Below are 17,629 nucleotides of genomic sequence, written 5' to 3' on the forward strand. Positions count from 1 at the left end.
GTGAGAATAGATAGTGGGAGCCGGGAATTATCCAGTGGCTGTGGACCTGACAGAAGAGATTCCAGAGCTGTTCGATGCGCTGTCAGGGCGTATCGAAACGGATGCGTTGCTCAAAGAGGTCGTCGAAGACCTGAAGAAAGCTTCCGAGCTGATGGATGATGTATCGATCACAGCCTCAGAGCGCGCGGAATGGGCCCACATACAATCTGAACTCGTGAACGAACTTCGCCGGATGGTGAAGCGCGATCCTCGCAACATTTCCAATTGAGGGCATGGCCATGACAAAAGAAGACAACGGCAAAGATCTGAAAAACGAACCGAACCAGCAATCTGACGACATCGAAAACCCTTCCCGGCGACACGTTATGCAGGGGCTGGCAGCAGGTGCGGTCGCAACCGGTGTCGTTAGCTACGGTACTGGAGCTGCTCAGGCGCACCCCGGAGATGGACCACTAGGCGAAAGCCTAAAGAACCCTTACGGCGGCAGACCTGCGGGCGGTATCACGCTGCCGGAGTATTTCCGCCCCACAAAATACATGACTGGTTCGAACGCGAACTACTTCCCGCTGTCCGAAGAGCTCGGCCCCGACGAAATGCGGATTTCATTCTGCGGTTCCACCCCATTTCCTCCGAGAGAAGATCAGGCTGGCACCTGTATTATGGTCGAGTTGGGTAACGGAAAGAGGTTCTTCTTCGACTTCGGATCCGGTTGTGTCCGCAACATTATCGGGATGCAGGTTCCGGGTCAGTTGATCAACGACATCTTCATAACGCACCTGCATGTCGATCATTATGCCGACATCCCTTACATCTACCCGTTCCGGGCTTGGTCTGGTGGATACACACCGCTTCGCATTCACGGTCCATCAGGTCGGACACCCGAGCTTGGCACGGCCGGAATGGTTAAAGGCATGCAGCAAATGCTCAAATGGCATCTGGAGGCCTTTGATGTATTCCCGATTGGGGACGGCTATGAGATTGAAGTCAACGAATTCGATTTCCGCCAGGAAGGTGGCATCGTTTATGACGAAGATGGCGTGACTGTTCGGTCCTGGCCTCGTAGCCACGCCAAGGACGGAGCTGTGGGGTATCGGCTGGATTGGAATGGCCTGAGCTTTGTTTGGACCGGCGATGGCCGCCCTGATGAACTGAGCCTTGAATACGGAAAAGGCGTCGATGTGTTTGTGACCGAAATGTCCGGACAGGATATCGGTCAGTTGATGACCTACAAATACGGTTTGCCGCAAGAGCTGTTCAACTACACGATCGATACGCACCATACTTCGCACTATGCGGTCGGTAAGATGATGGCTGAGGCGCGCCCAAGGCTTGCAATGGTAACCCACTATACGCAAGACGAGGATATCGATGCTGAGATGTTGGCGGGAATCCGAGCGCACTATGATGGGTTGTTCGCCTGGGGTTTGGATGTCGCCGTCGTCAACGTCACAAAGGATGCAATCTGGTATCGGAAGGCGACTCTTCCCGGAAAGTCTGGATCTGTCGCCCCCTTCCGCGAATTGGGCAAGATGGAAGCAGAAGGCAAAATCACGTTGCCGGACGAAATCAAGCCGCCAGCGCCTCGATCATCACGTGCCGAACAGCAAGATCAGAAGTACCGAGACATGGAGATCGATCCCAAAGAATACTACCCAGCTGATGTATTCCGGGCTCCTGATCCAGAATGGCCCAGCGATTTCGTCATCAAAGTTGATGACGTCATCCCGAACCGAAAAAAGAAAGCGGAGTAACGACATGATCGAATTTGGGTCGTCATCCGCAATCCCCGTAACGATCCTTACCGGCTTTCTAGGAGCCGGTAAGACAACGCTTCTGAACCGCATCCTCACCGGCAATCACGGATTGCGAGTGGCAGTCCTGGTGAATGACTTTGGATCCATCAACGTCGATGCCGACTTGGTGGTCGGCCTCGAAGATGATGTGATGAGTCTAGCGAATGGCTGCGTGTGCTGCTCGATCCGAGACGACCTGATCGAAACGGTAGAGACCGTTCTCGCCCGGCCTGAGAAACCGGAATACATCGTCCTTGAAGCAAGTGGAGTGTCGGACCCGTCATCAATTGCGATGACATTCACAGATCAGAAGTTTCGGGACATGATCCGCTTGGACAGTCTTATGTGTCTTGTCGACGCGGAACAGCTATTTTCTGCGCCGGAACAAATGGAACTGAAGCTCCGTCAAATCGCGTTCTCGGATATGGTTATTTTGAACAAGGTTGATCTTGTCGATAGGGCCACTGTTCAGAAGGTGCACGATTGGCTCGGGTCTCGCTTTCGTCGTTATCGTTTGGTCGAAGCTGTCAATGCAAACGTCCCTCTGGACATACTTCTTTCAGTCGGCCGCTTTGCCTCAGAACAACTAGAAACAGAAGTACCTGACCATCATGAACATGGCCCCGGCTGCGGCTGTCACCACGCTAATCATTCAGACAGCTTTTCGACAACCATGATGAAAGCGGAACGCCCGATAAGCCTGTCCTCTCTCCGCAGCGCTATTCGGACGCTTCCCGGTGATGTCTATCGTCTCAAGGGTTTTGTCTTCAGTGAGGAAGATCCGGATCATCGTATTCTTGTCCAGGTCGTCGGTAAACGCATGGACATCGCGCGGGATGAAGTGTGGGGTGAGCGCAAACCCGAAACCAGGCTTGTTGCAATTGGTGCACCAGGAGCCCTTTCAGAGCACACTCTTTCAGATACGCTACTTGTGTCTGTATAGTGGCCCAATCGGCCGAACCTGGTCTTGTGCGTCTTTAGTAAGCTCAGATGCTTCGGTTCCTGACCCAATGAATTCAGTGGAGTATCTGATATGCTAATCGTTCTGGCGCTGTATTTTGGCCTGGCATGGTTGGTGTTTTCAAAACTCCGCCTGCTGCCTTGGAACGCGGTTTCAAAGACCTTCATCTATGGCGGTGGTGTCGTGATTGCATTAGTGGTTATCGGCGCGCTGAACCATACGACACCAAGCGGTACGGTTTCGGTCCAAGGCGCGGTGATCAGCATTGCCCCAAATGTTGCAGGACCAGTGACAGAAGTCGCGGCAGAGCCCAATGAGCTGGTATCAAAGGGGGATGTTCTTTTCCGGATAGATGATACGGAATTCGCAGCCGAGGTCGCTCGACTTGAAGCGTCGCTGGCCTCAGCGCAATCTGAGGCGGATCAACTGGGTCACGACCTTGAGGCGGCTGAGGCTGACATTGCCTCACTGTCCGCGCAACTGGATTTTGGCGTGGCGCGTCGCGATGACATTATCCGTCTCACCGAACGGGGAGCGTCCACTGAGTTCCAGCTTCAGGAAGCCGTTTCAACGATAGAGCAACTTGAGGCGGGCTTGCGCGCCGCAAACGCGCGGAAGGCGGGTCTTGAAAGGCGTATTGCCGCCCAAGTGGATGGGGTCGATGTTGGCGTTGCCGAGGTAGAGAATTTGCTGATCCAAGCGCGTTGGGCGTTGGAGCAAACAGTTGTACGAGCACCTGCAGATGGCATGGTTACAGGCCTGACCCTGCGCCCGGGGAACCGGGTTTCGACTCTGCAAGGGGCAATCAATTTTGTTGTACCGGGCGACAGGGTTCTGGTTGCGACACTTCCTTTGAGTAGCCTGCAAAACATATCCGTTGGCGACACTATTCGAGTTGCACTGCGTAGTATGCCTGGAGCGGAGTTTGATACCACGATTTCGGACATACCACCCGCTACCAGCGAAGGGGCGTTGGATGCCAGAAGTGGGCTTCCTTCACTGCGTGAGTTGATTGGCGCGGCGGACTTCATTGTTGTTGCAGAAATCCCGGGTGATCTGAGTGCAAAGGTGACCAAATTGGGTGCATCAGGTACGGGCTTGGTTATCACCGAGGAAGCGGGCGCAATTTCGGTGTTGGCAGAAATTTTATTCTGGGTCACCAAGAAACTGAATTACCTTTGATTTAACTGAATTGCGCAAGGAACGACCTATGTCGCTACCTGCAAAATCATACTTTTGCTTTGAGCTTCACTAACTGAGCCGTTCGCACCTCGCGACACCTATCAAATCAGGTGGGGTCATGATCCTGAGCACCCATCTCTTGCCGGGGCCGCGTGGCTGCTTGTGGTAGCGCATGTCTTCGCTCGCGTCCTTCTTGTGGTCCAATTTGGACAACAGCTCTTTGGACATCGCGATCAAATCTCCGCGTCATCAATAAATTAAATGTAGTGGCGGAGACGAAGGGATTCGAACCCTCGAGACGGTTTCCCGCCTACTCCCTTAGCAGGGGAGCGCCTTCGACCACTCGGCCACGTCTCCGTCGACGCGTATACAACCCTATTCACCATGCCCACAAGGCTAAAAACGATGGGAGATTGAATTTTGTGGGAATGCCGCAGAAAGTGCAAACCAAGCAGAACAAAGCGTGATTGCGCGCACGTAAGAGGCAAGATTTTGGCAACAAATATTCAAGTTTTGTTCTTCGCTTCTGTCTACGCAGCCATATTCCACTGACCAGCATGTCCAGCGGTCAATCAGGTCTCCTTCTCTGTTGGTTGTTCGTAGATGACCCGCACAGGATATCTCAGACTGTTCCTTATTTACCCCATCTGCGACGGATGTGTGTCGACACACTTTCTGCCTTTTAGACCGAGGCAATTAGAGTCTGAGATCTGTCAATCAAATTTCTCAAAAGTTCTGAAAGAACGCGGATAGATTGATGTTCGGGCCATGTGTTCAACAACCAGTCATGGTCATCCAGAGTCATCCCAAACATGCGCGCGTCAATCCCCAGTTCCTGCGCATAGTCAGCTTTCAGGCTTTGAATGATACTAGGAACCTGTTCAATGCTGGGACCGTCGACACGAACGACCAGACAACGGCTCACCAATGGTCGAGGAAGCTTGCTCAAGTCGTTTGCTGTGAACAGCCAACAGATGTGGGACGCATTCACGTTTGTGGCCAGAAAGCGTTCGTAGAACGTCTGAGCTTCTGTATTTTCGAGGAGCCCGAGAAGTTCTGCCCAAACACTTCCATTGTGGCTTGGCAACGCTTTGTCCAACTCGTCGATCATGATGAGCGGGTTGAGCGCTCCTGCACTGCAAACCGCCTTTGTAATGACACTGGGCATTGCAGTTGACCAGCCGGCGCTTACACCAAAAATGTTTGCGTCAGCATGACCCGCAACGCTTCTGATAGTCACGTCAATATTCAAGGCCTCTGCGATCTCACGGCACAATCTGGTTTTTCCAACGCCGGGTTCGCCGGCGAGGATGATAGGCCGCATTTGCAACCGATCATTTCCAAACTGCCAGTGCCGATAGAGCTGATCATACACCAAGCCAATTGCTGCTTCGGCGTTGGGAAACCGAGTCTTCAAGCTTGTGAGGTTTTCCAAGTTTTGCCTGGTCAGGATGTAGAAATGTTTGGGACGAAAGGCATCCAGCACTCCACCTTCTTTAGCTGCTCTCTCGATGGTTTTGGGCAGTTCTGAGAGGGGTTGCAGCGCATACCTAGCTTCCTGTTTCCTCCGTTTCTTTGCAGCCCTCTCAAGACCTCTCAGATGCAGTTTCTCCGCTGCGATCATGAGGGCCTCTTCGTCATTCTTTGGCGAGCGGTCTGTGATGGCCGATTGAAGCACCGAAATCGGGAGAAATTTCAAGCAAGCCTTCCCCGCATTCCGGAAAGCTTCGACATCATTGAATGCTGCAATCCAGTTTGCCATGTACTTCGAACCAGGCTCGCTCCGAAAACTTGCCCATTCGTCGTGATACTTGGCGGATTCCTCGAAAGCCCAGGGTGCTTCTTTGCGAGCGGACTTGAGGCAAGCCGCTTGCAGTTCCCAAAGCTCGGAACTAGCCAGAATGGCGCTCTTTAACTCTGCAAGATCATTGAATTCTAGGGCTGAAAGCCAATTCAAAAGTTGGCTCTTTGCAAGGTTTCCAGCATTTGCCCATTCGTCTAGGGTCTCGCTCACGACCGGACAGATTTCGTTTGCTTGCGTGTCGTTGGATGAGGGTTTGGCGGGTGGCTTTTTGTCGGTAAATCGCATTCTAATCTCGTCAAGGCAAAGTTTATTGGCTTGAGAGAGCGGCTAAATTCAGCGGTATATGACTTGTCGGAATGTGGAACAGTCGCCAAGCATTCAACAGCTTCTCTCAAGAGGGCAGATGTGAGAGAGCCCGTATAACGCTGGAGGAGGGGCCAAGAATGCTGTTCATAGATTAAATCTAATCTTCCTTGCCGGCATTCTCAATACAGCCTGGAAGAAATACGTAACATTCATGTATTTAGGAGCTCTGACAGTAGATCTCTTTGCTGCCGTATCCCGAAGATTACGTTCAGGACATCCTGCCGGGCATCACATGGCGCCGAGTGGAAGTAAGCCCAGTTTTTGCACTCTATAGCGGATAAATGGTCCACTTTTGCCTTCATCCTGGATCTCACCGAACTTTCGTGACAGCATCCCACATGATGGGCGTTTGGTGATGAGTGACACTCAAAGGGCTGTGCCCTGAATGCCAGCCAGTCGGCAAACGTTCTCGGATCAATTTGCCAGTGTCCCAGGTCATTTTTGTAGGCGCGAACGGAACCCCTCTTGATCGCCTTCAATATCGGGTTCTTGGTTGTTCCACTTTCTAGCTTGGCTTCTGTCATCGTCAGGTAGGTCATCTGCTTCTCCTTTTAATTGTCCTTGGAAATAATCAGGAAAATGAGCGGGAGAACGCATAGAGCAATAGGGTCGATGGGCCAAACGTGTTAGTTTCCGGCGACGAAGTTGCAAGAACTGACGGCCCATAAGAGACATTCGTCGCAATCCTCGACGCCGCAGTGCAGCTTCACTGAACCGGCCGTTCGCTGCGAGTGCAGAATCTAGCGACGGCTGAACTCACAGTCTGCGGACATTGCTGCCCTTGACAGGAAGAGCCTAAATGTCGGCTAACCGCGGTCTCTCTAGGCTGGGCGTATTCCATTCAATGGCGAACATCTGCTTTTCTTACCTTTCTCGATTTTGCAGATGACAAAGCTCCGTCGCTGCTGGTATCTGGATAAAGGCGTGCGCATCACAAATTGGAGAACCGTCAATGAACTGCGCAGGTTGGCTCATTGGCTGAGAATGGGCACTGGCACCCCAAGACTTATCCGGTCACGCAATTGCTCATTCGGAGTTGAGAATGTCAGGTTTCGCACAGACAACCCCATCGGTTCTTGGAAACGCGAACGCACCTTGGGTGTTGGACGGTAGAGCGGTCGCCGAAAACCTCGGCGTGAACCCTGAGACGGGATTGAATCCGGACGAGGTGGCCAAGCGGCTTTCAACACACGGTACAAACCGCTTGGAAGAGACTGCAACAGTTCCGCCATGGAAGATGCTCCTGCGGCAATTCGCAAGCCCGCTGCTGATCATCCTGATAGCAGGTGCTCTTGTCTCGGCCTATACGGGGCATTGGGTTGATGCGATTGCGATATTCGCGATCGCCGTCTTTAACGCCTTCATCTCCTTCTGGCAGGAATATAAGGCCGAGCAGTCCTTGGCAGCCCTGCGGGAGATGTCTGCACCGCAGGCCTTCGTGCGCCGCGGCGGCGAGATCGTCGAGGTACCGGCGGCGGATCTCGTGCCGGGCGATATTCTGCGAGTAAAAGCCGGTGACATTCTGGCCGCCGACATTCGCTTTGTCACCGCCAGCCGGATGCAGGTCGACGAAGCCGCGTTGACGGGAGAATCCGAACCGGTCGACAAACATGCCGATCCGATCGAGGACGAAGACGTCGTTTTGGCCGATCGTCTGAATATGGGCTTCATGAGCACGCAGGTCACTGGCGGCGCTGGTGAAGGCATTGTCGTGGGCACCGGAATGGAGACCGAGGTCGGTCACATCGCTGCCCTCATGTCCTCTGCGAAAGAGCCAAAAACCCCGCTGCAACTCAAGATCGAGGGCCTTTCCAAGGTGCTGATCATGGCGGCCCTGATCGTGGTCGCCATCGTGATCGGCATTGGCGTGGTCAATGGAATGGATGCGGCTGAGATGCTGAACACGGCAATCTCGCTGTCGGTCGCGGCGATCCCGGAGGGCCTGCCGACAGTAGTCACCATCGTTCTGACGCTGGGATCACAAAACATGATTGCCAGCAACGCCTTGGCGCGACGGCTTTCCTCTGTAGAAACGCTCGGCGCGACCTCGGTGATCTGTTCAGACAAGACCGGCACGCTCACGCAGAACCAAATGCAGGTGATGCAATGCTGGGCCGGTGGCAAGGACTGGGAAGTGACCGGCGAGGGGTTCGATCCGCATGGCGAGTTCCGTTCCGAAGACGGCAGCGTGGCCGAGATCGAGGCCGAAACGGATCTTCGGCAGATGCTGGCCGTCTCCGCCTATTGCAACGATGCGCGTATGGTCGAGGCTGACGGGCGCCCGGCGATCCAGGGCAACCCGACTGAGGGCGCTCTGGTCGTGGCCGCGGCCAAGGTCGGGATTTCCCGCGAGAAGTTGACAGAAGCGCGGGTCGAGGCGCTTCGGCAATTCCCCTTCGATTCAACGCGCAAGATGATGTCTGTCTTCGCTCGATTGCCGGATGGGCGCACTGTACTCGGCGCCAAGGGGGCGCCTGATGTGATCCTGTCAAGGGCGAGCCATGTCCGCATGGCCGGGGAAACGCTTGAGATCTCCCCGGCTTTGCGGGAAGAGATCGAGGCGGTGATCGACAGTTTCGGCGAGAAGGCGCTCCGGACCCTCGCCGTGGCTTATCGGGAGGTGGCAGAAGAGGATCTGGACCATGCCGATCCCGAGCAGCGGATCGTACTGCTTGGCATTCACGGCATCATGGACCCGCCGCGCAGCGAAGTACCCATCGCCGTTTCGGAGGCAACCGGGGCCGGCATCCGAACGGTGATGATCACCGGCGACCACGCCGTGACCGCCCAAGCGATTGCGGAACAGATCGGCATTCGCACCAGCGACGCGCAGACGGTTCATACCGGGGTCGAGCTCGACCAGATGAGCGATCAGGATTTGAAAGAGATGGTGCAGCACGCGGCCGTCTTTGCCCGGGTGACCCCGGAGCACAAGCTGCGCATCGTCAATGCCATGCAGGAGAATGGCGAGGTGGCGGCAATGACCGGGGATGGCGTCAACGACGCGCCCGCTCTGCGAGCGGCGGATATTGGTGTCGCCATGGGCATCACCGGCACGCAGGTCGCCAAGGACAGCGCTGCCCTCGTGCTGCTCGATGACAATTTCTCCACCATCGTGACGGCAGTCCGCGAAGGCCGGCGCATCTTCGACAATCTTTTGAAATTCATTCGGCAGGCGCTCACCGCCAACGTGGCCGAGGTCTCAACGATCCTGTTCGCCTTCCTACTGATGGGGGCAGACCCGCTCCTGCCGATCACACCGCTGATGATCCTCTGGGTGAATCTTGTATCGGATGGGCTACCGGCTCTGACACTCGGCTTCGAGAAAGCGGAACCCGACCTGATGCAGCGCCCACCGCGCCCGCGCGACGATAATCTGTTCGGCGGCGGAATGAAGGAGCGGATCCTGATCCGGGGAACGCTGCTCGGCCTGCTGACCTTTTATGTCTTCCAGGAGTTTCTCGAACGAGGCGCCTCCTTGGAACACGCCCAGACAGCAGCGTTCATGACACTGATCTTTGCCCAGATCTGGCATATTTTCGACGCCCGAACGACCTCCACGCTCTACCGCAAGTCGCCGCTCGGCAACCGCACCTTGCTTGGAGCGGTGAGCATTTCCATATTGCTGTCTCTTCTCGCCATTTATACCGGCGCTGGACATTTCGTGCTTGGAACAGTTTCCCTGCCTCTGTCGCATTTGCTCGGAGTGTTCTTCATCGCCGCACTGCCCACGCTTCTGTTGTCTGCACTGAAGGAAATGTTCGGACTGAAATGGCTCTGACGCTACCTTTGCTTAGAACGGCACTGAAGGTGCTAGAATGGACATCCTGAAGCACCCATTCGTTGTCAACTTCTTGGCAGAGGGTCTGCATTGTGCCTGGCCAGCATTCCGCCCACAAGGATGTCAGAGGAAGTTAAATTTTATGGCCTGATAACCCATACGCACGATCTAGTGACGCGCGGCGCGCAGTGTCGACCCCGGTGTCCCATAGAAGGCATTACAATCAACAAAGCCTATTCTTCGGGCCTAGTGAAACTGTGTTTCGCCCGCCTCTAGCGATACTGTCGTACCTTTTTCACCGCGAACGGCTGCAGGAACATCGGCTAGGGCGCAAATGATCGCACGACCGCCCGAGGATCGCACAAAGTCTTGTGCCGCCTGAACCTTGGGGCCCATTGACCCGGCGGGGAAGTCGTACTCATCCAATGAATCCGGAGTGATCGATCTAATTCCTGTTTGTTCAGGCGTTCCCCAGTTCAGGAACACGGCTTCTGCATCTGTAGCGATGACAAAGAAATCTGCGCCAAGGTTCTGCGCCAGAAGGCACGAGGCGAAATCCTTGTCGATGACGGCTTCGACCCCGACCAGTTTCCTTTCAGCGCCTGCCTCGTACATCGTCGGGATGCCGCCTCCGCCAGCAGCGATCACGGTCGCGCCCTTTTCCAGGATCCAACGGATCGGTTCGACCTGAAAGATACGTTTCGGGCGCGGCGAGGGCACCACGCGCCGCCAGTACTCGCCATCCGGTTTCACCGTCCAGCCCTTGTCAGCCGCCTCTTTCTTGGCGTCCGCTTCGGAATAAACCTGCCCGATGAACTTGGTTGGGTTGTCGAAGGCCGGGTCGCTTGGGTCTACCTCGATCATGGTCAACAGGGTGGCGATATGATGCTCGAAAGGCAGAATGTTACCAAGCTCCTGCTCGATCATGTAGCCGATCATGCCCATCGTTTCGCCGACCAAAACGTCCAGCGGGTACTCCTCGACATCCGTATACATAATCTCTTGCAGGGCCAGCATCCCGACCTGCGGGCCATTGCCATGAGTGATGACGGTTTCGTGCGCTTCGCAGAGCGGGGCGAGGGCTTCGGCGGCAATCTTCGCGTTCTTGCGCTGATTGTCCGCTGTCATCGCCTCCCCCCGTTTGAGAAGCGCGTTGCCGCCAAGTGCTACAACAACGCGTCCCATGGTTCAGGCTCCCAATGTCGCGACGAGGATCGCCTTGATCGTGTGCATCCGGTTTTCGGCTTGCTCGAACGCGATGTTCATATCGCTTTCGAAGACCTCCTCGGTCACTTCCATCTCGGTGATGCCAAATTGTTCGTGAATGTCCTGACCGACCTTGGTCTCCAGATTGTGGAAGGCGGGCAGGCAGTGCATGAACTTGACAGCCGGATTTCCGGTTTTCTTCATCAGATCCATGTTGACCTGATAAGGGCTCAGCAGCTTGATCCGCTCAGCCCAGACCTCTTTTGGCTCACCCATCGACACCCAGACATCGGTATGAATGAAATCCGCGCCCTCTACGGCCGAGGTATCGTCGGTGATGGTCACACGTGCGCCGGTCTTTTCAGCCCGCTCCATCGCCAATGCGCGCACATCGTCATGGGGCTGGGTTTCTTTCGGCGAGATCATCCGGACGTCGCAGCCCATGATCGCGCCCAACATCAGCAGCGAGTTGCCCATGTTCGACCGACAGTCGCCCGAGTAGGCATAGACAATGTCCTTGCGGGGCTTGTCAGCGTGCTCGATCATGGTCTGCATATCGGCAAGCATTTGGGTCGGATGCCAGTCATCCGTCAGGCCGTTATAGACCGGAACACCGGCATACTCTGACAGCGTTTCAACCATGTCCTGACCCGCGCCGCGGAATTCGATCCCGTCGAACATGCGGCCCAATACGCGGGCTGTGTCCTTCATCGACTCCTTGTGCCCGATTTGCGAGCCCGATGGATCGAGATACGTAATGTTCGCACCCTGATCGTAGGCGGCCACTTCAAAGGCGCAACGGGTGCGCGTCGAAGTTTTTTCGAAGATAAGGCAGATGTTCTTGCCGGTCAGCGACGGCTGTTCGGCGCGGGCATATTTCGCGCGTTTCAGATCGCGGGCCAGATCCAGCAGGTACAGCATTTCACGCTGGCTGAAATCGGCGATTTTCAGATAGCTACGGCCTTTGAGATTGAATGCCATTTTGTCTCTCCCTAACAAAAATCAGTGGGCGCAGGGGACTGCACCCATGGTAAATTCAATAGGCGGGGTCGCGGTCGATCGGGCAGGTCATGCAGTGGCCACCACCGCGACCGCGTCCCAATTCCTGACCCGAGATTTCGATCACCTCGACGCCGGCTGCGCGCATCTTGCCGTTCGTAAACGTGTTGCGCGCATAGCCAACGACCACACCGGGCGAGAGGGCCACGACGTTATTGCCGTCATCCCACTGTTCGCGCTCGGCCTGGAACTCGTTGCCGCCGGTCGAAATGACCTCAAGCGAGTTCAATCCCAGGGCTTCTTTGTAGACGTCGAACAGGTGTCCTTTTTCCACGTGAATATCCAAGTCCCCGCGGTCACCCGGGCGGATCGAGATACAGGTGATCTGGTCCGCAACTTCCGAGAATGCAGTGACTTTGTCATGGTCAAGGCAAGTGAAGACGGTATCCAGATGCATGGCCGCGCGGCTTTTTGGCATCGCACAGGCGACGACACGTTCAGCACCGCCTTTCCTGAACAGCGCTTCGGCAACCTGGGCGACGGCCTGCCTGGTTGTGCGTTCGCCCATTCCTATGAAGACAGTACCGTTGCCCACCGGTTGAACGTCGCCACCCTCGACCGACGCCAGGCCGAAATCGTCGTCGCTGTCGCCCCACCAGAACTCGAACTCGGCGTCCTTGAACATCTTATGGTGGCGATACACCGTACGCATGATCAGGGTTTCCGGTTTACGAGCAGGCCAGAACATCGGGTTCGTCGTCACGCCATCGAAAATCCAGCAGGAGGGGTCGCGCTGGAACTGCGCATTGGGGATGGCGGGAAGGATAAAGTCGCCCAGAGAAACCAGATCACCGAACTGTTCGTCGATCATACCCTTGGGCAGGTCTGCGAAGATGATGCCGCCAAGCATATGGCGAGCAAGCAGCTTGGCGTCCATCTCGTCCAACCAAGCACGCATTTCTACGGAAAAGCCCAAGCCGACCATGTTGGGCGTGATCAGACGGTCCAGAAGGAAGGCGCGCGCTGCGGGGTCGTCTGCGATGGCTTGAGCCAGCAGATCCTGAATGTCGTAGACCTCGACCCCGCGTTCTCGCATCAGGGAACAGAATTCTGCGTGGTCCTTGCGGGCCTGCTCGACCCAGATCACGTCATCGAACAAAAGCTCTTCGCAATTTCGTGGTGTCAGACGATCATGCGCCAGTGAAGGGCGCGAGACGATCACCTTGTTGAGCTTTCCGATCTCGGAATGAACGCCGAGCTTCATGGCAACTCTCCTTTCGAACTATCCGTTTTTTGAATGTCTTCAACGTCATTGGCCTGGCTCCAGCGGACCCAGACATGGATGGGAACGCCCAAAAGCAGCAAGACAGAGCCAACCAAAACGGTTTCCGCACCCGAACCGACAAAGGCCCACACGGAATAAATGAACCCAAGGGCGCCCAGAACAACGACCTTCACCAATTCTGGGCCATGCAGGACTTGCCCACCTTTTAGCCGGATCATGATCTCGGCCACGGAACAGATGGCATAGGGCAACAGGCTTGCGACAACAGCAAGTAGAATAACAAAGTTGAATGCGGCGACCAGCCCTTGAGCATAGTTCATTATGATCAGAACGGAGGCCAGGGCGTTCGACAATATCAGAGCGTTAGCAGGCGTTCCGAATTTGGATTTCCGGCCTAGGGCTGCAGGAAAAACGCGGTCCAAAGCAGCGCCATAGGGGACCTGGCCACTGAGCAGTGTGAAACCGTTCAGAGTTCCGAAGGTAGATATCACCGCACCTACGGCCACGAGTATACCACCAACGGTGCCAAACATAACTTCGCCGACCGCTGCCAGCGGTGCGGCAGAAATAGCCAGCAACTCGGCAGGAATGACGCCCATCGAAACGGCGGTCACCGCTATATAGACGCTGGCCGCGATAATCACGCCGATGACCGTGGCGCGCGGGATGGTCTTTTCCGGCTCGATAACGTCGCCAGATGGAACGGTCGCAGACTCGAGGCCCAAATAGGCCCAGAGCGTCAGGGCTGCCGCAGCCGAGATCGCCGTAAAGGCCGTCGTACCGCTTTGGTTAACCGGGATGAAGTTCTCTGTTTCGATCCAGAAGATACCCAACGTGCCAATCAGGATCAGAGGCGCGAGTTTGAGCACGGTGGTCACGATCTGAACCAAACCGGCCCCTTCAACGCCTCGGATATTTACCAAAGTAAGCGTCCAAATCGCGACCAACGCGGTCGATAGGCCGTACATTGGCACTTCGATGATAATTGGAAACAGGAACCCCAGATAACCCACCAACGCGACAGCAACAGCTGCGTTCCCGGTCCAAAGCGCGATCCAATACCCCCAGGCAATAATGAAGCCTGCAAAGTCTCCGAATGCTTCTTGCGAATAGGCGTAGGGGCCACCGGGTTTCGAAACGACGCGTGACAGCCTTCCGAAAATGATCGCGAGAACAAGCGCCCCTGCCGAAGTCAGAATCCACCCACCAATTGCGATTGGCCCAAACGGTGCAAGTGACGCTGGTAGAAGGAACACTCCCGACCCGATCATGTTTCCAACAACCAAAGCGATACAGGCCGTCAGCCCTAGGGCACCCGATGTCGAAGTCGTCTCTGGAGCGGAGCGATCGGTCATTGCGACGGCTCAGTTCGATGTTGTGTCTGAAGTCTCGGTTGCCGGCCCGTCGATCCCCGGATCAGTTATGGCCCCAACGGTAAGTGCGGCGCAGATGATCACGGCTAGAATTACGAGCAGCGGGAAAACAAAGCGCAGCCACCGGTCATATGACACACGACCAATGGCTAGCCCTCCCATGACGACGGCAAATGTCGGGTTGAACAGGTTCACCCATCCGTTTGCTGACTGATACGCTGTAACCACCAGGTCACGACCGACGCCCGCAAAGTCTGCCAGTGGTGCCATGATCGGCATCGAAAGCGTGGCCAGCCCTGACGAGGACGGCACCAGGAATGACATCAAGATCTGAATGCCAAACATCGCGTTGATAAAAGCAAACTCGCTCAGCCCCGAGACAAACCCCTCGGCTCCGGCGAGGATTGTGTCGGTGATTTTGCCCGCGTCCATAATGACGACAACACCGCGCGCGACGCCAATGATCAGGGCAACGCCCAGCAAATCGCGCGCGCCATCAACGAAGGTTTCCACAAAGGTCCCTTCGTCCATTCTGGACCCTTCATCCGTTTTCCCGACCCACCAAACGATGATGGACATCACCAGGAAGAGACCGGACATCTCGGCCATCCACCACCCCAGCGCGACAACACCATAGATCATGATGGCGAAGGTAATCCCGAAAAGAACCAGAATGATCGAACGCGTCTTGGTCATCTCGGGGAACGTATCATCGCCTTCCGAACCCTTTAGGAAATGCGCCCGGTTTTCCTCGGCCTGATCGGCCACTACGGACAATGACGGGTCGGCTTTCACGCGTGATGCGTATCGCATGACGAATGCGATGCCCGCAGCAAGACAAAGGACAAGGATAATGAACCTAAGAACGATCCCGTTCGTGAACGGAATACCCGCACCTTGCGAGGCAACAACTGTCGCAAATGCGTTGAAGGTTGAGCCCAGGGTCCCAATGCCTGCGCCCAGCATGATCACCGCAACCCCGGTCAAGGAGTCGTACCCTGCCCGAATAAAAACCGGAATGATCAGAGCGTAGAACGCGAGGGATTCTTCGGCCATGCCATAGCTTGTCCCGCCAAAGGCAAAGGCGATCATCAGGATTGGGATCATCAGGATTTCCCGCCCTGCCAACCTGTGCAGCAACCAACCGATGCCGGCGTCGATAGCTCCTGTCTTGGTGACAACCATCAGGAAACCGCCGATGACTAAAACAAACAAAGCGACATCAATCGCCGCGCTGGATGAACTTCCCAGAAGACCAGGATCGTACATACCTGCAATCGGGGCAAGGATAACTGCCGTAAGTCCTTGGGGGTTCGGCTCGACTTCGTGGTAGGTGCCCGGGACAGGCGCTTCGCTGCCCAGAGCTTCGTTCATCTGACGGTCGTACTCACCGGCCGGAATAACCCACGTAAGGGCGGCCACGACGGCAATCAGTATGAACAGAATGGTAAAGGCGGTAGGAAATTTGAACTTGGACATATGAAACTCGCGCTGGGTGAAGCTGAGAAACTGGGCAGTCAAATATTTGAATATTTATGTCTCAACTTAGTACCAACGCGGTGACTTGTCACTTTCGTAAAACGTGAGGTTGTCGAACACATTGAACAATGTCTGCCATGGGCTCTTCGCGGCCATCGGAGCCAGTGCAGCATATGGACTTCCACATTGGCTTGCGCAGTTAAGGGGCGGCCCATTCCTGCCGTCCGTTTTGGATGTCGGATGCTGCGGTGTGACGCGTCAGAGCGGACCTTCGCCGCCGGTGCAAAACCTTGCGCAGGCTAATCTACAGTTCGCAGGACAAAGCAGACACTCACGTGGAATGACGCTTTGAGAATGTGCGCCGTAGCCGCCTCGCGATGAGACGTACTTGCATGAAACGACTTCACACGTGCGGCTCGCCCTGTGACGGATCAACTCTCTTCGTTCGGCCTAGTTCGGAACAATCTTCACGCCGTTTATACTGACTTCAGGCGTTTCTTCGGGCACCAAAGCGACCTTCAATTTCTTTCCAGTTGACCGATCGATGATCGATATCGCGCTTCCCTGTTCCGCAAAGTGCGCGTCCCCCCAAGCCATCAAAGCAAGTAGGGGCAGACCAAAGCTCACACCGATGTCTGTAAGCGCATATCCGTATCTGGTTCGAGAATTGCCTTCTCGGTAGGGAATACGCTTGAGCATCTTGGCGTCGACCAGACGCTTGAGGCGGTCCGTCAGGACAGATCGCGGTATGCCGATATCCGCGCGGAAGTCATCATACCTCATCACACCGTAAAATGCCTCGCGCATAATCAGAATTGTCCATCGATCTGACATGATGTCGGTCGCCAGAGCCGCCCCGCATTTTTCTATGGGGACGGGGGATTGTCGACGATACATGCTATCTGGGTTTGACATTCGGTTTCAGCTCCTATATTTGCATCCTGAGTTCACAATAGGGTTTCAGCTTATGTCTGCAATATCGTTGATTCTTACTGCGAAGATCGTGGTGACAGTTGTTCTGGTGTCGGGGCCGTTCTTGCTGTTGCCGCGGCACCGGCTTGAGACCATGACCGGCGTCTCCGCTGCGTCCGCGACCCTTTTCCGGCTTTACGGAATGGCCGCTACAGCCTTGCTCGTTGGCTACGGCGCAGGGCTTTGGCAAAGCGCGGATGGGGTGTTTCCCTGGGCGGCAGTCCTGATGGGTATCGTGTCCAATGTTGGTGCTGCGGGAATTCTCGCCTTTGCTCCGGCCGCATCGTCTCGGGCTTTTGCCGCCATTTTTGGGACGATTGGTCTTCTTCTTATCTGGGCAGCACTGAGTCCAACGGCTGCCATTCAACAGGTTCTCTCCGGATAGCGAAGATAGAGCTTCTATCGAGCAAACCGCGTCCAAAACCAGA

General features: G+C 55.4%; 14 protein-coding genes and 1 tRNA gene. 6 read left to right on the forward strand and 9 right to left on the reverse strand.

All coding sequences use genetic code 11. The features are described 5' to 3' along the window. Positions 1-34: 34 nt before the first annotated feature. The 4 genes from ACR0C3_RS10835 to ACR0C3_RS10850 all read left to right on the forward strand — a co-directional run bounded on the left by ACR0C3_RS10835 (position 35) and on the right by ACR0C3_RS10850 (position 3,936). Positions 35-268 (forward strand): hypothetical protein, encoded by a 234-nt coding sequence (locus ACR0C3_RS10835; RefSeq protein ID WP_480758438.1) that lies wholly within the window; start codon positions 35-37, stop codon positions 266-268. 10 nt (positions 269-278) lie between these two features. Continuing rightward, on the forward strand, positions 279-1,751 hold the full coding sequence (gntH, locus tag ACR0C3_RS10840) for a guanitoxin biosynthesis MBL fold metallo-hydrolase GntH (RefSeq protein WP_480758440.1): 1,473 nt from the start codon (positions 279-281) through the stop codon (positions 1,749-1,751). 4 nt (positions 1,752-1,755) lie between these two features. Continuing rightward, positions 1,756-2,736 carry a CobW family GTP-binding protein gene (locus ACR0C3_RS10845; protein WP_480758442.1) on the forward strand — a complete coding sequence of 327 codons (981 nt, stop codon included), beginning with the start codon at positions 1,756-1,758 and terminating at the stop codon, positions 2,734-2,736. A gap of 90 nt (positions 2,737-2,826) precedes the next feature. Continuing rightward, a complete protein-coding gene (locus tag ACR0C3_RS10850; protein ID WP_480758443.1) occupies positions 2,827-3,936 on the forward strand; it encodes an HlyD family secretion protein in 1,110 nt (369 codons plus the stop codon). A 267-nt stretch (positions 3,937-4,203) separates the two neighbouring features. Here the strand turns inward: ACR0C3_RS10850 and ACR0C3_RS10855 are convergent. The 3 genes from ACR0C3_RS10855 to ACR0C3_RS10865 form a co-directional block, all read right to left on the reverse strand. After that, positions 4,204-4,293: transfer RNA gene (locus ACR0C3_RS10855), tRNA-Ser, on the reverse strand. A gap of 325 nt (positions 4,294-4,618) precedes the next feature. Then, positions 4,619-6,025 (reverse strand): AAA family ATPase, encoded by a 1,407-nt coding sequence (locus ACR0C3_RS10860; protein WP_480431037.1) that lies wholly within the window; start codon positions 6,023-6,025, stop codon positions 4,619-4,621. Between the two features lie 230 nt (positions 6,026-6,255). Beyond that, the gene (locus tag ACR0C3_RS10865; protein WP_170558232.1) at positions 6,256-6,645 is read right to left on the reverse strand and encodes a hypothetical protein; all 390 of its coding nucleotides are present in this window, start codon (positions 6,643-6,645) and stop codon (positions 6,256-6,258) included. A 560-nt stretch (positions 6,646-7,205) separates the two neighbouring features. Here ACR0C3_RS10865 and ACR0C3_RS10870 point away from each other — a divergent pair. After that, positions 7,206-9,887 carry a cation-translocating P-type ATPase gene (locus ACR0C3_RS10870; protein ID WP_480758444.1) on the forward strand — a complete coding sequence of 894 codons (2,682 nt, stop codon included), beginning with the start codon at positions 7,206-7,208 and terminating at the stop codon, positions 9,885-9,887. A gap of 246 nt (positions 9,888-10,133) precedes the next feature. Here the strand turns inward: ACR0C3_RS10870 and arcC are convergent, their stop codons facing one another. The 6 genes from arcC to ACR0C3_RS10900 all read right to left on the reverse strand — a co-directional run bounded on the left by arcC (position 10,134) and on the right by ACR0C3_RS10900 (position 17,063). Next, on the reverse strand, positions 10,134-11,072 hold the full coding sequence (gene arcC, locus ACR0C3_RS10875) for a carbamate kinase (RefSeq protein ID WP_170555729.1): 939 nt from the start codon (positions 11,070-11,072) through the stop codon (positions 10,134-10,136). Positions 11,073-11,075: 3 nt separating this feature from the next. Continuing rightward, a complete protein-coding gene (argF, locus tag ACR0C3_RS10880; RefSeq protein WP_480758446.1) occupies positions 11,076-12,074 on the reverse strand; it encodes an ornithine carbamoyltransferase in 999 nt (332 codons plus the stop codon). A 55-nt stretch (positions 12,075-12,129) separates the two neighbouring features. After that, positions 12,130-13,356: an arginine deiminase gene (locus ACR0C3_RS10885; protein WP_170719940.1), complete on the reverse strand. Its 1,227-nt coding sequence runs from the start codon at positions 13,354-13,356 to the stop codon at positions 12,130-12,132. After that, entirely contained in the window at positions 13,353-14,732 is a 1,380-nt protein-coding gene (locus ACR0C3_RS10890) for an amino acid permease (protein WP_480758447.1), read from the reverse strand. Before ACR0C3_RS10890 ends, ACR0C3_RS10885 begins: the two co-directional genes overlap by 4 nt. A gap of 9 nt (positions 14,733-14,741) precedes the next feature. Continuing rightward, the gene (locus ACR0C3_RS10895) at positions 14,742-16,271 is read right to left on the reverse strand and encodes a YfcC family protein (protein ID WP_480758449.1); all 1,530 of its coding nucleotides are present in this window, start codon (positions 16,269-16,271) and stop codon (positions 14,742-14,744) included. A gap of 408 nt (positions 16,272-16,679) precedes the next feature. Further along, positions 16,680-17,063: a winged helix-turn-helix transcriptional regulator gene (locus ACR0C3_RS10900; RefSeq protein WP_480669607.1), complete on the reverse strand. Its 384-nt coding sequence runs from the start codon at positions 17,061-17,063 to the stop codon at positions 16,680-16,682. Between the two features lie 133 nt (positions 17,064-17,196). On the opposite strand from ACR0C3_RS10900, the gene ACR0C3_RS10905 reads away from it, so the two are divergent. After that, entirely contained in the window at positions 17,197-17,586 is a 390-nt protein-coding gene (locus ACR0C3_RS10905) for a hypothetical protein (RefSeq protein ID WP_170662858.1), read from the forward strand. Positions 17,587-17,629: the final 43 nt, after the last annotated feature.

The sequence above is a fragment of the Ruegeria sp. CK3 genome (genome assembly GCF_056536565.1).